The 19,249-nt window shown below is 43.0% G+C and carries 18 protein-coding genes and 1 riboswitch; of the genes, 9 read left to right on the plus strand and 9 right to left on the minus strand.

Annotation, left to right across the window (positions count from 1 at the left end; all coding sequences use genetic code 11):
- Positions 1-159 precede the first annotated feature (159 nt).
- Positions 160-310: riboswitch (M-box (ykoK) riboswitch) on the minus strand.
- A gap of 57 nt (positions 311-367) precedes the next feature.
- Positions 368-1,429: a M24 family metallopeptidase gene (locus N8M66_RS04055; protein ID WP_001042845.1), complete on the minus strand. Its 1,062-nt coding sequence runs from the start codon at positions 1,427-1,429 to the stop codon at positions 368-370.
- On the minus strand, positions 1,422-4,253 hold the full coding sequence (gene uvrA, locus N8M66_RS04060; protein ID WP_261045776.1) for an excinuclease ABC subunit UvrA: 2,832 nt from the start codon (positions 4,251-4,253) through the stop codon (positions 1,422-1,424). Before uvrA ends, N8M66_RS04055 begins: the two co-directional genes overlap by 8 nt.
- 131 nt (positions 4,254-4,384) lie before the next feature.
- On the opposite strand from uvrA, the gene N8M66_RS04065 reads away from it, so the two are divergent.
- The 5 genes from N8M66_RS04065 (at position 4,385) to N8M66_RS04085 (ending at position 7,946) form a co-directional block, all read left to right on the plus strand.
- Positions 4,385-5,329 (plus strand): magnesium transporter CorA family protein, encoded by a 945-nt coding sequence (locus tag N8M66_RS04065; RefSeq protein WP_000815623.1) that lies wholly within the window; start codon positions 4,385-4,387, stop codon positions 5,327-5,329.
- An 11-nt stretch (positions 5,330-5,340) separates the two neighbouring features.
- On the plus strand, positions 5,341-6,018 hold the full coding sequence (locus tag N8M66_RS04070) for a DUF1129 domain-containing protein (protein WP_261045777.1): 678 nt from the start codon (positions 5,341-5,343) through the stop codon (positions 6,016-6,018).
- A 15-nt stretch (positions 6,019-6,033) separates the two neighbouring features.
- A complete protein-coding gene (locus N8M66_RS04075; RefSeq protein ID WP_000331824.1) occupies positions 6,034-6,381 on the plus strand; it encodes a hypothetical protein in 348 nt (115 codons plus the stop codon).
- A gap of 161 nt (positions 6,382-6,542) precedes the next feature.
- Positions 6,543-7,577 carry a S66 family peptidase gene (locus N8M66_RS04080; RefSeq protein ID WP_261045778.1) on the plus strand — a complete coding sequence of 345 codons (1,035 nt, stop codon included), beginning with the start codon at positions 6,543-6,545 and terminating at the stop codon, positions 7,575-7,577.
- Positions 7,578-7,682: 105 nt separating this feature from the next.
- Positions 7,683-7,946 (plus strand): SemiSWEET family transporter, encoded by a 264-nt coding sequence (locus N8M66_RS04085; RefSeq protein WP_000166114.1) that lies wholly within the window; start codon positions 7,683-7,685, stop codon positions 7,944-7,946.
- A gap of 84 nt (positions 7,947-8,030) precedes the next feature.
- Here the strand turns inward: N8M66_RS04085 and N8M66_RS04090 are convergent, their stop codons facing one another.
- The 3 genes from N8M66_RS04090 to mutL form a co-directional block, all read right to left on the minus strand.
- A complete protein-coding gene (locus N8M66_RS04090) occupies positions 8,031-8,594 on the minus strand; it encodes a DNA-3-methyladenine glycosylase I (protein ID WP_261045779.1) in 564 nt (187 codons plus the stop codon).
- 9 nt (positions 8,595-8,603) lie between these two features.
- The gene (ruvA, locus tag N8M66_RS04095; protein ID WP_084862868.1) at positions 8,604-9,197 is read right to left on the minus strand and encodes a Holliday junction branch migration protein RuvA; all 594 of its coding nucleotides are present in this window, start codon (positions 9,195-9,197) and stop codon (positions 8,604-8,606) included.
- A 128-nt stretch (positions 9,198-9,325) separates the two neighbouring features.
- The gene (gene mutL / locus N8M66_RS04100) at positions 9,326-11,284 is read right to left on the minus strand and encodes a DNA mismatch repair endonuclease MutL (protein ID WP_261045780.1); all 1,959 of its coding nucleotides are present in this window, start codon (positions 11,282-11,284) and stop codon (positions 9,326-9,328) included.
- Between the two features lie 204 nt (positions 11,285-11,488).
- On the opposite strand from mutL, the gene N8M66_RS04105 reads away from it, so the two are divergent.
- Both N8M66_RS04105 and N8M66_RS04110 read left to right on the plus strand, forming a co-directional pair.
- Positions 11,489-11,929, plus strand: a complete 441-nt coding sequence (locus N8M66_RS04105) for a LytTR family DNA-binding domain-containing protein (protein ID WP_201058508.1) — start codon at positions 11,489-11,491, stop codon at positions 11,927-11,929.
- Positions 11,926-12,384, plus strand: a complete 459-nt coding sequence (locus N8M66_RS04110; RefSeq protein ID WP_201058509.1) for a DUF3021 domain-containing protein — start codon at positions 11,926-11,928, stop codon at positions 12,382-12,384. The genes N8M66_RS04105 and N8M66_RS04110 overlap by 4 nt, the downstream gene beginning before the upstream one ends.
- A gap of 41 nt (positions 12,385-12,425) precedes the next feature.
- Here N8M66_RS04110 and mutS read toward each other — a convergent pair whose 3' ends face one another.
- Both mutS and argR read right to left on the minus strand, forming a co-directional pair.
- Complete coding sequence (mutS, locus tag N8M66_RS04115) at positions 12,426-14,960, minus strand: DNA mismatch repair protein MutS (protein ID WP_261045781.1); 2,535 nt, start codon at positions 14,958-14,960, stop codon at positions 12,426-12,428.
- Positions 14,961-15,010: 50 nt separating this feature from the next.
- Positions 15,011-15,457, minus strand: coding sequence for an arginine repressor (gene argR, locus N8M66_RS04120; RefSeq protein WP_001231476.1), 447 nt, complete (start codon positions 15,455-15,457; stop codon positions 15,011-15,013).
- Between the two features lie 135 nt (positions 15,458-15,592).
- Here argR and argS point away from each other — a divergent pair, with 135 nt between their 5' ends.
- Both argS and N8M66_RS04130 read left to right on the plus strand, forming a co-directional pair.
- Entirely contained in the window at positions 15,593-17,284 is a 1,692-nt protein-coding gene (gene argS, locus N8M66_RS04125; RefSeq protein ID WP_261045783.1) for an arginine--tRNA ligase, read from the plus strand.
- Between the two features lie 453 nt (positions 17,285-17,737).
- A complete protein-coding gene (locus tag N8M66_RS04130) occupies positions 17,738-17,983 on the plus strand; it encodes a hypothetical protein (RefSeq protein WP_049544515.1) in 246 nt (81 codons plus the stop codon).
- 176 nt (positions 17,984-18,159) lie between these two features.
- Here N8M66_RS04130 and nrdI read toward each other — a convergent pair whose 3' ends face one another.
- The gene (gene nrdI / locus N8M66_RS04135; protein ID WP_020901834.1) at positions 18,160-18,624 is read right to left on the minus strand and encodes a class Ib ribonucleoside-diphosphate reductase assembly flavoprotein NrdI; all 465 of its coding nucleotides are present in this window, start codon (positions 18,622-18,624) and stop codon (positions 18,160-18,162) included.
- Positions 18,625-18,697: 73 nt separating this feature from the next.
- Complete coding sequence (locus N8M66_RS04140; protein WP_049487383.1) at positions 18,698-19,231, minus strand: hypothetical protein; 534 nt, start codon at positions 19,229-19,231, stop codon at positions 18,698-18,700.
- Positions 19,232-19,249: the final 18 nt, after the last annotated feature.

The following is a 19,249-nucleotide window of genomic DNA, read 5'->3' on the forward strand; positions in this document are numbered from 1 at the left end:
ACACAGAGACCAATCACTTTATAAGGGCAGAATGACACAAATCAGCGATTGGCTGTGTATGTGCGGTTCCGGATGATCGTCAATTTGCATCGTCTATCTCCTTTCTTTGATTTAAACAGTAGAAAATCCCACCATAAAATGGCAGGATTAAAAAACTAATTATCTGTTTTTCGTTCAAGCTTTAACTCCATAGGGCAATGTAATGAGCTTAGTCTTGGCCTTCGCGACCAGGACTGTTGACCAACGAGTAGTGTCTCCACTGCTTTGCGGTAGTCATCCGTATCCCTATGGTAGCCTCACCTACCGTTTTCGTTTTTCAGTATAAACCTTTAAAATTTAAAAGTCAATCATTTGAGTTGTTTAACTCTTAGATAACTATCAACTCTTTTGGAGCTAGGGTCAACAATTCACAACCGGTCTCTGTAATCAAGATATCATCCTCGATACGAACACCGTATTTGCCTTCTATATAGATACCTGGTTCATCGGTTAAGGCCATACCTGCCTTAATAATTTCTGTAGAAGTTTGGCTAAAGTAAGGTTCCTCATGAATATCCAGCCCAATACCGTGTCCAATACCGTGGGTAAAGTAGTCGCCATAGCCCGCCTCGATAATAATATCACGAGGGATTTTGTCAAAGTCTCGGAAACCTAATCCTGCCTTAGCCTGGTCAATCAAGGCTTGGTTGGCTTTCAAAACCGTATTGTAAATCTCCGCCTGCTCGTCGCTGACATGCCCCAGATAGATAGTCCGTGTCATATCACTGACATAGTGGTCATAAAGGCAACCGAAGTCCATAGTAATGGCTTCTCCCAGCTCCACTGGTTTGTGCATAGGATGAGCATGAGGTTTGGAAGAGTTGATACCACTAGCTAGAATCGTATCAAAAGACAAGCCAGATGCTCCCAACTCACGCATACGGAAGTCAAGGAAGTTGGCAATCTCAATCTCAGTCTTTCCTGGTTTGATAAAGTCAAGCGCATCGCGGAAAGCTTGGTCTGAGATAGAACAAGCCTTGCGAATAGCTGCAATCTCTGCCTCGTCCTTAATCATTCGAAGACCTTCGACAAACTGAGTTTGTGGAAGCAAGTCAATTCCTTCAAAGGTTGCCTGCATACGGTGATAATAAGACACTGAAATCTCATCTTCAAAACCGATACGAGACAAGCCCATGTCCTTGACAATTCCTGCAATGACAGCCAATTCATCACGGTCTGCCACAATCTCAAACCCACTGGTTTCTTGCTTAGCTGCAATGATATAGCGAGAGTCTGTCACCAAGACCTGACGGTCACGGCTGATAAAGACTGTTCCGTTTGAGCCCCAAAAACCAGTAAGGTAATAGACGTTTTTAAGGTTATTGATGATGATGCCATCTAGTTCTTTTTCTTGCATTTTAGCTAGAAATGCTTGTACACGTTTATTCATGATGTAACTTTCCTTTCAAATACTGTCCTGTGTAGCTGGCTTCATTGGCCGCTACTTCTTCTGGAGTTCCTGTTGCGATGATGGTTCCACCACCGACACCGCCCTCAGGTCCCAAGTCAATAATATGGTCTGCTGTCTTGATAACGTCTAAATTGTGCTCGATAACAAGGACTGTATTGCCATCGTCAACAAAGCGAGCTAAAACCTTGAGCAAGCGAGCGATATCCTCTGTATGGAGTCCTGTCGTCGGTTCATCCAGAATATAGAATGACTTGCCTGTCGAGCGTTTGTGGAGTTCGCTAGCCAGCTTCATACGCTGGGCTTCTCCCCCAGAAAGAGTGGTAGCTGGTTGACCTAGCGTCACATAGCCTAGCCCTACATCCTTGATGGTCTGAAGTTTGCGTTGAATTTTCGGAATGTGTTGGAAAAATTCCACCGCATCATTGACAGTCATGTCCAAGACCTGCGAGATATTCTTTTCCTTGTAATGAACTTCTAGGGTTTCACTATTGTAGCGAGTCCCGTGGCAGACTTCACAAGCCACGTAAACATCTGGCAAGAAGTGCATCTCAATCTTGATAATCCCGTCACCTGAGCAGGCTTCACAACGACCACCCTTGACATTGAAACTGAAACGTCCCTTTTTGTAACCACGAATCTTAGCCTCATTTGTCTGGGCAAAGAGGTCACGTATATCGTCAAAAACTCCCGTATAGGTAGCAGGGTTAGACCTCGGCGTTCGTCCGATAGGGCTCTGATCAATATCAATCAAGCGGTCTACATGCTCAATCCCTGTAATCGTTTTAAACTTACCAGGTTTGTCTGAATTGCGGTTGAGCTTCTGGGCAATAGCTTTTTTGAGAATGCTATTGATTAGGGTCGATTTCCCTGAGCCCGACACCCCTGTCACTGCGATGAATTTTCCTAGTGGGAAGCGAGCTGTGACATTTTGCAGGTTGTTCTCACGCGCTCCCGTCACCTCGATAAAACGACCATTACCAACACGGCGTTCTTCTGGTACTGGAATGGCACGTTTGCCTGACAAGTACTGGCCTGTGATAGACTTACTGTTACGAGCTACCTGTTTGGGCGTACCTGCCGCAACAATCTCCCCACCAAAAACACCCGCACCAGGACCAACGTCAATCAGATAATCAGCCTCACGCATGGTATCTTCGTCATGTTCCACCACGATAAGAGTATTGCCCAAGTCACGCATCTTTTTGAGACTGGCAATCAGACGGTCATTATCCCTCTGGTGAAGACCGATTGACGGCTCGTCTAGAATATAAAGAACACCTGATAGGTTAGAACCAATCTGGGTCGCCAAGCGAATACGCTGACTTTCCCCACCTGAAAGAGTTCCTGCCGAACGTGACAGGGTCAGATAGTTAAGACCCACGTTATTAAGGAAAGTCAAACGGTCCTTGATTTCCTTGAGAATGGGCCGAGCAATGATGGCTTCATTTTCAGAAAGAGTCAACTGACTGACTAATTCCAAGTGATCTGCGATAGACAGGTCTGAAATTTCTCCGATATGTAGCCCGTTCTCGCCACCCACACGGACAGACAAGGCCTGGTCATTGAGACGATAGCCGTGACAGGTTCCGCAAGTCAGCTCATTCATGTAGAGGCGCATTTGGGTGCGCGTGTAGTCACTATTGGTTTCATGGTAGCGACGCTTGATATTATTGACAACTCCCTCAAAAGGAATGTCGATATCGCGCACACCACCAAATTCATTCTCATAGTGGAAATGGAATTCCTTACCATCTGAGCCGTAGAGAATCAAGTTCTTATCTTCTTCTGACAAGTCCTCAAAAGGCTTATCCATATCCACTCCAAAGGCTGTCATAGCCTGCTCTAGCATGTTTGGATAGTAGTTGGATGAGATAGGATTCCACGGAGCCAAGGCTCCCTCACGTAAGGTTTTGCTGGCATCTGGTACTACCAAATCAGTATCCACCTCCAGCTTGATGCCCAAACCGTCACACTCACTACAAGAGCCAAAAGGAGCATTGAAAGAGAAGAGACGAGGCTCTAACTCTGGAACAGTAAAGCCACAAACTGGACAGGCATAATGCTCAGAAAACAACAACTCAGAGTCGTCCATAGTGTCGATAATGACATAACCTTCTGCAATACGAAGGGCAGCCTCAATGGAATCAAAGAGACGACTACGAATGCCCTCCTTGATGACAATACGGTCAACCACGACATCGATATTGTGTTGCTTACTCTTAGACAACTCTGGCACTTCGGTTACATCATAGACTTCACCATCCACACGGACACGAACATACCCATCTTTCTGAACCTTCTCGATAACACTCTTATGTTGGCCTTTTTTCTTGCGGATGACAGGGGCCAAAATCTGCAAGCGCTGGCGTTCAGGCAATTCTAAAACCTTATCCACGATTTGCTCCACAGAAGAAGCCTTGATAGCTCCATGCCCGTTGATACAGTAAGGCGTCCCCACACGTGCGTAGAGGAGACGCAGATAGTCATTGATTTCAGTCGTGGTTCCAACCGTCGAGCGAGGGTTTTTACTAGTCGTTTTCTGGTCGATAGAAATAGCTGGGCTGAGACCATCAATAGCATCTACATCAGGCTTCTCCATATTCCCCAAGAACTGACGAGCATAGGCTGACAAACTCTCCACATAGCGACGTTGTCCCTCCGCATAGAGGGTATCAAAGGCCAGACTGGATTTCCCTGAACCTGACAAACCAGTCACAACAACTAGCTTGTCTCGTGGAATCTCCACATCAATATTTTTTAAATTATGGGCACGCGCCCCATGAATGACAATTTTATCTTGCATTTTTGTTCTTTCTAGTCCATTATTGCTTACCATTATACCAAAAAAAGTGAGATTCTATTACCCAAAAGGCCGATTTTGTAGTATAATAGTACGGTGTGAAAAAATCTGAAAAATGAGAAAGGATAAGGGATATGAAACAAGTTTTTCTCTCTACAACAACTGAATTTAAAGAGATCGATACACTTGAACCGGGTACTTGGATCAATCTCGTCAATCCGACTCAAAATGAATCACTCGAAATCGCTAACGCCTTCGATATCGATATTGCCGACCTTCGAGCACCGCTCGATGCGGAAGAAATGTCTCGTATTACGATTGAAGACGAGTACACCCTGATTATCGTTGACGTGCCGGTCACAGAAGAAAGAAATAACCGCACCTACTACGTAACCATCCCGCTTGGTATTATTATCACAGAGGAAACCATTATCACTACTTGTTTGGAACCATTACCGGTCCTTGATGTCTTTATCAACCGTCGTTTGCGTAATTTCTACACTTTCATGCGTTCGCGTTTTATCTTTCAGATTCTTTATCGCAATGCAGAGCTTTACCTAACAGCCCTTCGTTCGATTGACCGTAAGAGTGAACAGATCGAAAGTCAACTGCATCAATCAACTCGTAATGAAGAATTGATTGAGCTCATGGAATTAGAAAAAACCATCGTCTATTTCAAGGCCTCCCTCAAAACAAATGAGCGCGTGATTAAGAAATTGACCAGCTCAACCAGCAATATCAAGAAATACCTTGAGGACGAAGACCTGCTTGAAGATACCCTGATTGAAACCCAACAGGCCATCGAGATGGCAGACATTTATGGAAACGTCTTACATTCTATGACAGAGACCTTCGCCTCTATCATTTCTAACAACCAGAACAACATCATGAAAACCTTGGCCCTTGTGACCATCGTCATGTCCATCCCAACCATGGTCTTTTCTGCCTACGGGATGAACTTTAAGGATAATGAAATCCCCCTAAACGGAGAGCCAAATGCCTTCTGGTTAATCGTCTTTATCGCCTTTGCTATGAGTGTCTCGCTCACTCTCTATCTCATCCATAAAAAATGGTTCTAAGAGGAGTTCCTATGTCTCAGATTGATCTACAAAAATTAACCAAGAAAAACCAAGAGTTTGTCCACATCGCTACCCAACAATTCATCAAAGATGGGAAAACAGACGCTGAAATCAAGGCTATTTTTGAGGAAGTTATTCCCCAAATCCTTGAAGAGCAAGCCAAGGGTACGACTGCTCGTTCCCTCTACGGTGCACCGACCCACTGGGCGCACAGCTTCACTGTCAAGGAGCAATATGAAAAAGAGCATCCAAAGGAAAATGATGATCCAAAACTCATGATTATGGACTCAGCTCTTTTCATCACTAGCCTCTTTGCCCTCGTCAGCGCCCTCACAACTTTCTTTGCAGCAGATCAAGCTTTCGGCTATGGACTTGTCACTCTCCTGCTAGTTGGACTTGTTGGTGGATTTGCCTTCTACTTGATGTACTACTTTGTTTACCAATACTATGGACCAGATATGGACCGCAGTCAACGTCCACCTTTCTGGAAATCTGTACTGGTTATCCTAGCTTCTATGCTCCTTTGGTTGCTTGTCTTCTTTGCGACAAACTTCCTACCAGCTAGCCTTAACCCAGTACTTGCTCCATTACCACTAGCTATTATCGGAGCAGCCCTCCTAGCCCTTCGCTTCTATCTAAAGAAACGCTTGAACATCCGCAGCGCAAGTGCAGGACCAACACGTTACTAAGAAAAGGAAAGAGCTATGGCATATAGTCAATCTTTAGCTCAGCAGATTCGAAAAATTCTAGCGCTCAAACTTCCTCCCCAAATTTTCGAAGAAGAGCTAGAAGAAAAGAAGCTGTTTGGTGGCCTGGCCTTTATGATTCGTGGTAAAATGGTCCTTACTGTCAGTTCCAGAAAGGATGAACTGGTTATGGTCAGAATTGGCAAGGAAATGGAGAAGCAAGTTCTACCCCGAACAGGAGCTCATACTACATTGATGAGGGGGCGCCTTTATCATGGGTATATAGACTTAGATATAGAAGGCCAAAAAGAATTGCCTTACTGGATTGATTTGGCTCTCTCCTATAATCAAGAGTTGACCAAGTAACTCATATCTAGCGAGATTACTGATTAGAAAACGAAAAGCAACTGCACCAGCGGTTGCTTTTTCACTTGCTTGCCTACAAGCTTCCCTCTACCCTTTTCCCTATAGTTTTCTCCCATCTTTTATGATAAAATAGGCTCAATCAATTTCTAGGAGGAAGAAATATGGTTTCTACTATTGGTGTTGTTAGTTTATCTAGTGGCATTATCGGAGAGGACTTTGTCAAACACGAAGTGGACTTGGGGGTCCAACGTCTCAAGAACCTGGGACTCAATCCTACCTTTTTGCTCCATTCGCAAAAAGGATTAGACTTTATCAAGGACCATCCTGAAGCTCGTGCAGAGGATTTGATGCAGGCCTTTTCTGATGATAGCATCGACATAATCCTATGCGCCATCGGTGGAGACGATACCTATCGCTTACTACCTTATCTTTTTGAAAATGACCAACTACAAAAGGTTATCAACCAAAAAATATTTCTTGGCTTCTCGGATACAACCATGAACCACCTCATGTTGCATAAACTAGGAATCAAGACTTTTTATGGTCAATCCTTCTTAGCAGACATTTGTGAATTAGACAAAGAAATGCTAGCCTATAGCCTTCACTACTTTAAAGAATTGATTGAGACGGGAAGAATCTCAGAAATCCGCCCTAGCAATGTTTGGTATGAGGAACGAACTGATTTTAGTCCCAAGGCTCTGGGAACACCTCGTATCAGTCATGCAAATACTGGTTTTGAGCTGTTGCAAGGAAATGCCCGGTTCGAGGGAAAAATCCTCGGTGGTTGCCTCGAATCCCTCTACGATATCTTTGACAACTCTCGATACGCAGATAGCACGGAGCTCTGCCAAAAATACAAACTTTTCCCTGACTTGTCAGACTGGGAAGGAAAGATCCTCTTGCTAGAGACAAGCGAAGAAAAGCCTGAACCAGAAGACTTCAAAAAGATGTTGCGGACTTTAAAGGACACTGGCATATTCGAGGTCATCAATGGACTCTTGGTCGGAAAACCTATGGATGAAACTTTCTATGACGACTATAAAGAGGCACTATTGGATATTATTGACAGCAATATCCCGATTATCTATAATCTAAATGTCGGCCACGCAACTCCAAGAGCAATTGTACCCTTCGGAGTTCACGCCTATGTAGATGCAAAGGAGCAAATCATTCGCTTTGACTATAACAAAAAATAAATAGTTTCTCTATTTTTGTGCTTTTGTATTCGTTTTCGTTACAATTTGTATCTGAATTTATTGCATTTCGCTAATTTCTATGATATCCTTTTGAAGGAGGTGTATATGACAAAACAAAAAATTAATCGAATCGTAGGTTCTATTGGTGCCTTTATTGGAATTATAGTATTTATTGCCTACATACCTCAAATTATCGCTAATTTACAGGGAAATAAAGCTCAACCATTTCAACCTTTATCAGCTGCTATATCTTGCTTAATCTGGGTTATTTATGGATGGACAAAGGAACCTAAGAAGGATTGGATACTAATCATTCCAAATTCAGCTGGTGTTATTTTAGGTGGAATCACTTTTTTGACTTCACTCTAACAAATATACTAGTATGTATAAAAAGCTGAGATAAATTTCTCAGCTTTTTTCTATATTCTCAGATATTCTAGTTACCTACACTCACTAATTCCCGCTTTTCCATTCACAATCATTCTCGTGGTCATCAACCAGGCCTGCTGCCTGTAGAAAAGACAAGACGGCGACTGGGCCTGTGAACTTGAAGCCTCGTTTTTTGAGATCTTTGGCTAATTTCTCAGACAAAACGGTTTTAGCTGGGGCTTGGCGATAATCGGGAACATCGTTAACGATCGTTTTCCCCTCAACAAAAGACCAAAGATAGGCATCAAAAGAGCCATACTCTTCCTGTAGTCGTAGAAAGGCTTGAGCGTTAGCGCGTGTCGCAAAAATCTTGGCTCTATTTCGGATGATAGCTGGATTCTCCAGCAAGGCTTCCAATTCGGTATCAGTCATTTCCGCGACCGCTTGAATTTGATAGCCATGAAAGGCTTCTCGGAAAGCTTGGCGTTTGTTTAGTACCGTTTCCCAAGACAGGCCTGCCTGATAGGTTTCCATGCACAATAACTCAAACAATGCCTGGTCATCATGGAGGGGCTGGCCCCACTCCTCATCATGATAGGCGATGTAGAGCGGATTGGTCATCTTGACCCACGAACAACGTTTTGTCATGCTCCGCTCCTATTTGACCAACATTTTAAGAGCCGACTTGATATAGTTCTCAGCTGTATCTGTCGTTCCTTCAAAGAATTTCTTGATTTTCTTGAGTTCAGTTGCCTTGTAGCCCAGTGCCAGCATGGCTTCCATAGCTTCTTCCAATTCTTGGTTTTCAGCACTTGCTTGAACTGCCACCTTAGCAGGAAGGTCATCTCCTGCAACTACTACCTTGCCTTCCAAGTCCAGCACCATCTGCTGGGCTGTTTTCTTACCAATTTTAGGAAACTTGGTCAAGTAGGTAATGTTCTTGGTTTCGATGGCTTGAACCAAGCCAGCATTGTCATCGGCAGCGATAATAGCAAGAGCTGACACCGGACCAATCCCAGAGACCGAAATCAGACTGAGAAAGAGCTTTTTCTCGTCCTCTGAACGAAATCCATAAAGCAGCTGAGCATCCTCACGCACGACCTGATGCACATAAATTTGAGCTTCTTGATTGACCTGCCCTGAGTAGGCATAGGGATTAGCTACATGCAAAATATAACCGATACCGTTGACTTCAAGAACAATGTATTTGGCAGTGATTTTAGTAATGATTCCTTTTAAATATTCGTACATAGTTTTCCTTTTATGCTCAATGAAAATCAAAAGCAAACTAGAAAGCTAGCCGCAGGTTTCTCAAAGCACAGCTTTGATATTGCAGATAGAGCTGACCTAGTTTGAAGAGATTTTCGAAGAGTATTCGTTTAATATTTCCCCAACTCACGGAGGCTAGTGTGATTTTCCTGAATGCGTCTGAACATCTTTTCCATATCCGACTTGGTAAAATGCACCAAAACAGGACGTCCGTGAGGACAGTTATAGGGATTGTCACATTGAGAAAGCTGATAAAGAAGCTGTCTAGCTGAATGGTCATCGATACGATGGTTAGCCTTGATAGACCGTTTGCAGGACATCATAATAGCCAACTCTGCCCGGTATTTCTTGATAGAAACTTCCTTGGTCAAAAGGAGCATATCGCACATTTCATAGATGCCTGACTCAATTTCTTCTTCTGCCATCCAAATAGGATGTTCACGCAGGATAAATTGATTTTCTCCGTACTCTGCTAGGAAGACACCCACTTCCTCCAAAAGAGGCATTCTTTCCTTGAGACGAAGGGCATCATCCGCTGGAAATTCAAAGATGTAGGGCACTAGGAGTTGTTGTTGACTTTGGTCAACATCGCCAATGCTTTCACGATATTCCTCATACTTGACCCGTTCCTGGGCGGCGTGCTGGTCTATGATGTAAAGTCCATCTCGCCCCTGGGCAAAGAGATAAGTCCCGTGCATTTGCCCGAAAAATTCCAACTCTGGGAAGCTTGATGATTCTTCTCGCTCCAGCTTGTCATAAGCCTTATCAAGACTCGCAAGGTCTAGCTCTGGATGGTCTAGCTGGTCGTAATTAACAGGCTTTCTCTCTGCAAAATGCAGTTTTGCTGGCTTAGTCAGCTGGTCCAAGGTTTCCTTAGCAAATAAAGTCAAATCCTGCCCTTCCTCAGTCAATTCTACCTGATAATCAGCTACTTCAGCTTGACTAGGTCTTGTCGGCTCAGTTTTCTCAGTTTTCTCATAGTAGAGCGTATTTTCTTTGAGTGGGAGAATGGTTTGCTCCACCTTCTCACGATTGCGCACGGTAGATTTGGCAAGATTTTCCAAGGCATCTGGAATCAAACTCTGCTCCTTTAAACTCTTGGAAATGGCTTCTGAGACCAGCGCCATCAGTTCTTTTTCCTTGGATATCCGCACCTCTTGCTTGGTCGGATGCACATTGACATCCGCTAGATAAGGGTCGATATGGATGTGAATGACAGCCAGTGGAAAACGCCCCACCATAAGCTTGCTACCATAACCATCCAAAATAGCACGGTTGAGCAAGAAGTTCTTGATATAACGGCCGTTGATAAAGAGGCTGATATAATTGCGATTGGCCCGAGTTAACTCAGGCAAGGACACAAAGCCAGAAATTTCGAAATCAAGGTCAGAATTCTCAATTTCAATCATCTTCTTGGCACTCACCAAACCGTAAATCCCTGCGATAGCTTGGCGCAATTGACCTGTTCCCGCTGTTCGTGTCATTTCCTTACCATCACTAATCAAACTAAAAGAAATCTCAGGATGGGCCAAACCCAGACGGTTGACAATATCAATGATATGAGACAACTCTGCTTGCTGGCTCTTCATATACTTGAGGCGGGCAGGCGTGTTGAAAAAAAGGTCCTCCACACAAACCTTGGTTCCCACAGGACTGGTCGCTGGGATGATTTCCTCTACTTCTCCCCCACGCGCGACCAGCTTGGTCCCGTGACTTGCGCCCTCAACTGCTGTCAAAAGAGTTAAAACGCTGACGGATGCGATAGAGGGCAGGGCTTCACCACGAAAACCCAAAGTACGAATCCGAAAAAGATCCGCTTGATTTTTTATCTTACTGGTCGCATGACGACGAAGGGCTAACTCCACCTCATCGTGGGCAATTCCATGACCATTATCTGTGATTTGAATCTTCTTGAGACCAGCTTCCTCAATCTCAATGATAATCTGACTAGAACCCGCGTCAATGGCATTTTCTACCAGCTCCTTAACAACGCTAGCTGGACGCTCGATAACCTCTCCAGCCGCAATCTGGTTTGCCAGCACCTCTGGTAATTCAATAATATGAGACATCTTTCAGCCCCTTTCTGTATCTGTTTTCCTAGAAATTGATAGTGCTATTATACCATATTTCAGACAGGACAGAAAAGCTCCACCATATAGAAGCCAAATCCTCCCACATAGACAAAGTCCCTTGCCATAGGCTATAAAATAGTGTTTAATAAAGATATACAGGAAGTGATCACAACCTTGTATAACTGAAAAGGAGAGAAATTTATGAAAGTAGAACTACAGATTAGCGAGTCTTACGAGGAGGAAAAACTGATTGTCCAAGCACCTCAAGAGACCGAAAAAGTCCAAAAAGTCATCGAGTTCGCAGAAAATCTGGATCAAAAAGAAAAAATAAAAGGGAAAATCGAAGATCAGGTCTATCTAGTTGAAATTGGCAAGATTCAGCGCTTCTATATAGAAAATCGAAAGGTTCTAGCAGAAACTGCATCTCAGACATACAGCGTTGATTTACGGCTCTATCAGGTTCTTGAACTCTTGCCAAGCAATTTTATCCAAATTTCCCAGTCAGAAATCATCAATATCGACTCCATCTCTCACCTCAAGCTCACCCCCAACGGTCTAGTTGAAATTTTCTTGAAGAATGAAAGCTTCACCTACTCTTCACGCCGTTACCTAAAAACCATCAAGGAGAAATTAGAACTATGAAAAAACAAATCTTTCACGACGCAGCTGCTGGTGTCCTCATCGGCCTCATCCTCTCTATCATCTTTTCACTCATTTATGCACCGAGTACTTATGCCCCACTTAGCCCTGAATCTCTAGTCGGACAAGTCATGCTTCAACATCAGGTTCACGGTGCCTTGGTCTTGCTCTACTGTACACTGATCTGGGCAGCCATTGGTATTCTATTCAACTTTGGCAAGCGATTATTCAGCCGTGACTGGAGCATGCTCCGTGCCACTCTGACTCATTTCTTCCTTATGCTGGCTGGCTTTGTCCCACTAGCAACTCTGGCTGGTTGGTTTCCCTTCCACTGGATCTTCTATCTCCAGCTCATTATCGAGTTTGCGATTGTCTATCTCATCATTTGGACCATTTCCTATAAAAGAGAAGCTAGAAAAGTAGACCACATCAATCAACTCTTGGAGCATAGAAAGTAATAGCAATAATCCCACTCACAAATGCATGAGTGGGATTATTTTTATAGTTTTTGTTTTAACTCAACCAAGACATTCATAGCCTGCATAGGTGTCATATTATAAATATCTAGTTTAGCTAATTCTTCTAGGATAGGATGCTCTTCTGCCGTATCAAATAGTAAAATCTGTTCTGTGACAGCACTTGTTTGCCTCATGGGAGCAGGACTTTCTGTACCTTGATTCTCTAGCTGAGTCAAAATCTTATCCGCCCTTGCTAAAAGGTCGGCTGGTAAGCCAGCAATCTTGGCTACATGGATACCGTAAGATTTATCGGCTGGTCCTGGTTCAATCTTGTGAAGGAAGGTAACCTGCCCATCCTGCTCTAAGGTTGCCACGTGGACATTGACCAAGTGTTCCAAGCTGGACTCCAGACTAGTCAACTCATGGTAGTGGGTCGCAAAGAGGGTCTTGGCTCCGATATGCTCATGGATGTATTCGATGATAGACTGAGCGAGAGCCATACCATCATAAGTTGCAGTTCCCCGTCCCAATTCATCAAAGAGAATGAGAGAGTTCTTGGTCGCATGCGAAATGGCATTGTTGGCCTCCATCATCTCTACCATAAAGGTTGATTGACCTGAAACCAAGTCATCTGCTGCTCCAATACGGGTAAAGATTGCATCAAAAATCGGTAAATGGGCGCTTTCTGCTGGCACATAGGAACCCATCTGGGCCATAACCGCCGTCATGGCTAACTGACGCATGTAGGTTGACTTACCACTCATGTTTGGCCCTGTAATCAGTTGAATACTGGTATCTTCTGCCATCTGAATCGTATTTGGAATATAGGTCTGAGCCCCCATGACCTTTTCAACGACAGCATGGCGCCCTTTCTGGATATCAATCCGCGAATCCTCTCCGAACTCTGGTCGAATCAAATGCTGGGTTTCAGCCACAACCGCCAGACTTTGCAAGACATCAACCGTCGCAATTCCTTGGGCTAGAGCTTGTAAACGCTGGATGTACTTGCTAACCTCTTCACGAATACGCATAAAAATTTCGTACTCTAGGTTAGCTGACTTCTCACGCGCCTCCAACATATCTCCCTCGATACGGGCTAATTCTTCGGTTCCAAAGCGTTCTGAGTTTTTCAGCGTTGCCTTGCGGAAAAAATGGGCTGGCACATTTCCCAGTTGCGAATTGGTCACATGGAAATAGTAGCCATCCTTTTTATTATAGACAATCTTAAGTGCGCTAATACCAGAGTTTTCTCGCTCCTTAGCCTCAATTTCAGCAATCCAGCTAGTCCCTTCTCTGAGCACTCGGCGGTACTTGTCTAAAGTCTCATCAAAACCAGTCCGGATAATCCCACCATCTGTAATCACATGAGGAGCTTCAGGAGCAATGGCAGCACTAATCAAGCTCTCCAACTCAGGGATTCCATCCAATTGTTCGATAAGATAAGCCAGAGCAGGTTGCTCCATCCCTTCTAAAATCGCTCGAATCCGTGGCACACTGGATAAGGTAGTCGCCAGTTGCAAGAAATCCTTGGGATTGGTCTTGCCAAAAGAAACCCGACTAGCCAAACGTTCGATGTCATAAACACCCTTGAGGCTATCTGTCAAATCACTGCGCTCAAAGAAGTGATCAAGAAAGACCTGCACCACTTCTTGACGTTGGACGATTCGCTCCTTATCAATCAAGGGACGATGAATCCAAGAACGCAAGAGGCGCATGCCCATAGCCGTTTTGGTTTCATCCAAAAGCCAGAAAAGACTGCCTTGCTTCTTGCCTGAACGGGCATTCTCAACCAAATCCAGACTAGCCTTGGTCGCATAATCCATCTGCAAGAAATCTTTGATTTCATAACGGATAACAGGTTTGAGGTGGTTCAATTCCCTCATCTGGGTTCGATGGACATACTGAAGCAACTTACTAGAGGCCGCCAGCTCCACAGCTGCCAATCGTGAATCCAGTAAATGAAGGTCTTCAAAGCCTTCTTTTTCATAGGAAAGTACCAGATTCATCTGACGACTGAGGATTTGTTCTTCTTCCTCAGACAAGTCATAACCCAGCACCACTTCTCGCGCCTTGAGATTGCGGATTTCCCCACAAACCAGCGTGAAATCCAAAAGACCTGTCACATAAAAGTCACCCGTCACCAGGTCCATATAAGCTAGGCCAAATTGATTGCCTTCGCGGTCTATGGCAACCAAAAAATTATTCTGACTGTCCGGCTTACTGCTATCGACTACTGTCCCTGGCGTAATAACCTGAACAACCTCTCGTTTAACAACCCCAACCGCTTGCTTAGGATCTTCCATCTGTTCAGCAATGGCTACCTTATAACCCTGCTCAATCAACACATCGATATACTGCTGGGCAGAATGATAGGGAACCCCCGCCATAGGAATCGGATTGTCCGCATTCTTGTTACGACTCGTTAAGGAAATTTCTAGAATCTGCGCAGCATTAACCGCATCCTCATAAAACAATTCATAAAAATCACCCATCCGAAAGAGCAAAAAAGCATCTGGATATTGCTTTTTAATATCCACATACTGTTGCATGCCGGGTGATAGCTTTTCTGTCGCCATTTTCCGTATCTCCTTGTCAAAAATAAGTCTTGAGAGCAACTCCCAAGACCTTACTTATCTTTCATCAAATCTAGCAAACGATCTTCCATGAGTTTGGCAACGTGCTGGTCTCGACAAATGACCAATAAGGTATTGGCACCAGCAACTGTTCCTAAAATCCATTCATCCTTGTTTGCATCTACAATATTTGCCAAAACAGAGGCTTCTCCTAATTTGGTATGAAGCACCAAGGTAAACTCTGCTCTTGCAACGCCTTCTAAATGATGAGACAAAAACTCCACCAAATCAATTTTTTCTGTCTCATTTGCTAGTACATAATACACCATATCATTTTTCTTGACCTTGGTCAAGCCGATTTCACGCAAATCTCGAGATAGGGTTGTCTGCGTCACAAAGACATTGTGCGCCTCCAACCGATCTTGAATTTCTTTTTGTGTACTTAATTTCTCCTCAGTAATCATTTTTTTTATTAACTGATGACGATCTCTTTTTCTCATAAAATCCTCTTATATGCATATTTATAACTAATTTTATAACTATATTATACCAAAAAAATAGGAGATTTCAAAAATTTTTTCTTCTTTCTTTAAAATTGTGATAAAATAGTAGAAAAGTCCAAAAAGGAGCTCTTAATGAATACAAAAGAATTGATTGCTAGCGAGTTGGCTAGCGTCATTGATAGCCTGGACCAAGAGGCTATTTTAAATTTACTGGAAACCCCTAAAAACTCAGAAATGGGAGACATCGCTTTCCCTGCTTTTTCTCTTGCAAAAGTCGAGCGTAAAGCACCACAAATGATTGCTGCTGAACTGGCTGAAAAAATTAACAGCCAAGCCTTTGAAAAGGTTGTCGCAACAGGACCTTACGTCAACTTTTTCCTTGATAAATCTGCCATTTCTGCTCAAGTATTGCAAGCTGTTATCACTGAAAAAGAACACTATGCCGACCAAACCATTGGCAAGAAAGAAAATATCGTTATCGACATGTCTAGTCCTAATATCGCAAAACCATTCTCTATTGGTCACCTGCGCTCAACGGTTATCGGAGATAGCTTGTCACATATTTTCCAAAAGATCGGCTATCAAACGGTCAAGGTCAACCATTTGGGAGACTGGGGCAAACAGTTTGGAATGTTGATCGTTGCCTACAAGAAATGGGGAAATGATGAAGCCGTTAAAGCGCATCCAATCGATGAACTTCTTAAACTCTACGTTCGCATCAATGCTGAAGCTGAAAAAGATCCTAGCTTGGATGAAGAAGCACGCGAATGGTTCCGTAAACTGGAGGATGGAGATGAGGAAGCTCTCGCTCTTTGGCAATGGTTCCGTGATGAAAGTTTAGTGGAATTTAACCGCCTTTACAATGAATTGCAGGTTGAATTTGACAGCTATAACGGAGAAGCCTTCTATAACGATAAGATGGATGCAGTCGTAGACATTCTTTCTGAAAAAGGCCTTCTTGTTGAGTCAGAAGGTGCCCAAGTTGTGAATCTTGAGAAATATGGAATTGAACATCCAGCCCTTATCAAGAAATCGGATGGTGCAACTCTCTATATCACTCGTGACTTGGCTGCAGCCCTTTACCGTAAAAATGAATACCAATTTGCCAAATCTATCTATGTCGTTGGCCAAGAACAATCTGCCCACTTTAAACAGCTCAAAGCCGTCTTGCAAGAGATGGGCTACGACTGGAGTAACGATATTACTCACGTTCCTTTTGGTTTAGTTACAAAAGAAGGAAAAAAACTCTCTACTCGTAAAGGGAATGTCATCTTGCTAGAACCTACTGTTGCAGAGGCTGTTAGTCGCGCCAAGGCTCAAATCGAGGCTAAAAATCCGGAATTGGAAAACAAAGACCAGGTAGCGCATGCTGTTGGGGTTGGAGCCATTAAATTCTATGACCTCAAAACTGACCGTACAAACGGATATGACTTTGACCTAGAGGCTATGGTATCTTTCGAGGGTGAAACTGGACCTTATGTTCAATACGCCTACGCTCGTATCCAATCTATCTTACGTAAAGCGGATTTCAAACCAGAAACAGCTGGCAACTATAGCTTGAATGACGCTGAAAGTTGGGAAATCATCAAACTCATCCAAGACTTCCCACGTATTATCAACCGTGCGGCGGATAACTTTGAACCTTCTATCATTGCTAAATTTGCAATTAGCCTAGCTCAAGCCTTCAACAAATACTATGCACATACACGTATCTTGGATGAAAGTCCAGAACGCGACAGCCGTCTAGCCCTCAGCTACGCAACCGCAGTCGTTCTCAAAGAAGCCCTTCGCTTGCTTGGAGTAGAAGCGCCAGAGAAGATGTAAATCGTTACAAGAGACTGGAACTAAAGTTCCTAGTTTCTTGACGGCAATCGCTATATGGCGAATTGCCTAAACGCTTCACTAACTCACCAAACCAAATAATATCGATTTGGTTTGGTTCATGTCGTAATATTTTAAATTACTTGATTGCAAAACAATCTAAGTAACTAACGCCAAATCCTATCAGAGATTTGGCTAGGCGCTTCACTAGTTTTAGGACATAAATATGATTGATTTATGCCCTAAAACGTCGTAATCTTAAAGTTATTGGAACTAAAGTTCCTAATTGTTAGACGCTAGCCGCTTATATGCGGACTAGCTAACTGCTTCACTAGTCATATTCTCTAAATATAATCGATTTAGAGAACATGACGTCGTAACTATGGTGATTTGGTTAGGCGCCTCACTAATTCAATCTACTCACTACTACTTCTTTATCATACAGGGAGATATTCTATGAGCCAATATGCTTATATCCTCGTTGTGATTAGCTTGGTTTTCCTTTTTCTGCTTAATAAGTACGAGAAGGAGAGACTGCAAAAACTCTACCAAGAACAACTTTTAAAGGATGAAACATTTAGGACTGATATCAAAGAGAAAATTCAAACGACTGAAAACATCAATGATGTCATTGCATATATCAATAAAACTTACCATCTGGGAATGTTGCTATCAAAAGACATTACAGATCAATTGAAATAATCAAAATCCGAGAAGAAAGCTTCTCGGATTTTTTAGGGTATATTTTTATCTTACAACCATATCAAGTAACATTTATATAAAAGTTTATAGGTAATTTTTATCTCTACTATAAAGGAGTGTATAATAACTTCTTTCTTCTAATAATTGATACCATTCTAGAAAAAATTGTTATCAGCTTAACTTTCCAACTCATACAAATCTGCGATAATCGCTGCGACACGTTTGATATCTCCCAGCATACCTCGCATTTCAAAATCAGCCAATACAGGGAAGCCAAAACGTTGACTATATTGCTTGGCTGTCAGGCAGTATTGGTTATTAAAGTTACGATTTCCTGAACCAACCACACCAAAACACTTACTAGCATTGTCACCATAGGCGATAAAATCTCCCACTGGTGTCGTCAAAATCTCGACATCTCCGTTATCCACGCCATTCCCACCTTCTAGGTAAGTCGGCAAAAAAGCAACATAGGGATGGTCCATTTCATAGAAATCTTGGCCTTCTTTGACCAAATCCTTGATATGAATCTTTTGAACCTCAATTCCCTCGTACTGGGACAGGAGATAGTCTTTCAAGCGCGTCACAAAACTCTCCGTATTTCCGCTCAGACTGATGTAGACCAAGGAAACTTTTTTCATGTTCTCCTCCTTTTTTTAAATCATAAAAAATAACTACCAAGATTGTATCTTGATAGTTATGCTTTGTCAACTCTTAGGCAAGTTCTTCCTCTTCTTGAGTTTCTGTCAATTCTTTTTGCTGACGCCACATTTTATAGAAGACAATTGCTAGGAAGATAACATTGAGTACGATCCCAAAAATAGCAGAACCTTTGGCACCAAGCTCCGCTCCCATACGGATGTTAGGGTCTGTAAAAAGTAAAACCGCATCCTGAACGCCGATAAAGTTGTAGATAGAACCAACGATGGCAACGAAGACATAAGCAAGATAAGTGTAGTTAGCCAATTGGATGTTTTTACGAACAAGGAAAACCAAAGACACAACCACCAGAATAACAGATAAGACAACCAAGAGAATGTTGAAGATAGAATGACCATGCTCCGATACCTTAATGGTGTAAGCAACGAGCTCCTTAGCATAAGTAGCATTAACACCTGATGCTGATGTTTCTAGATTGTTCATACCCTCCGCAGTAGGTACTGGAGATATGATTCCAAATAGTGACATTGCTGAGAGTAAGGCTGAAAAAATCAGTAATACCCATAGATAGATTGGTTTCTTTTTCATAATAGAACCTCCTGATAT

This window comes from Streptococcus mitis (genome assembly GCF_946188585.1).
Lineage (GTDB): Bacteria > Bacillota > Bacilli > Lactobacillales > Streptococcaceae > Streptococcus > Streptococcus mitis_DG.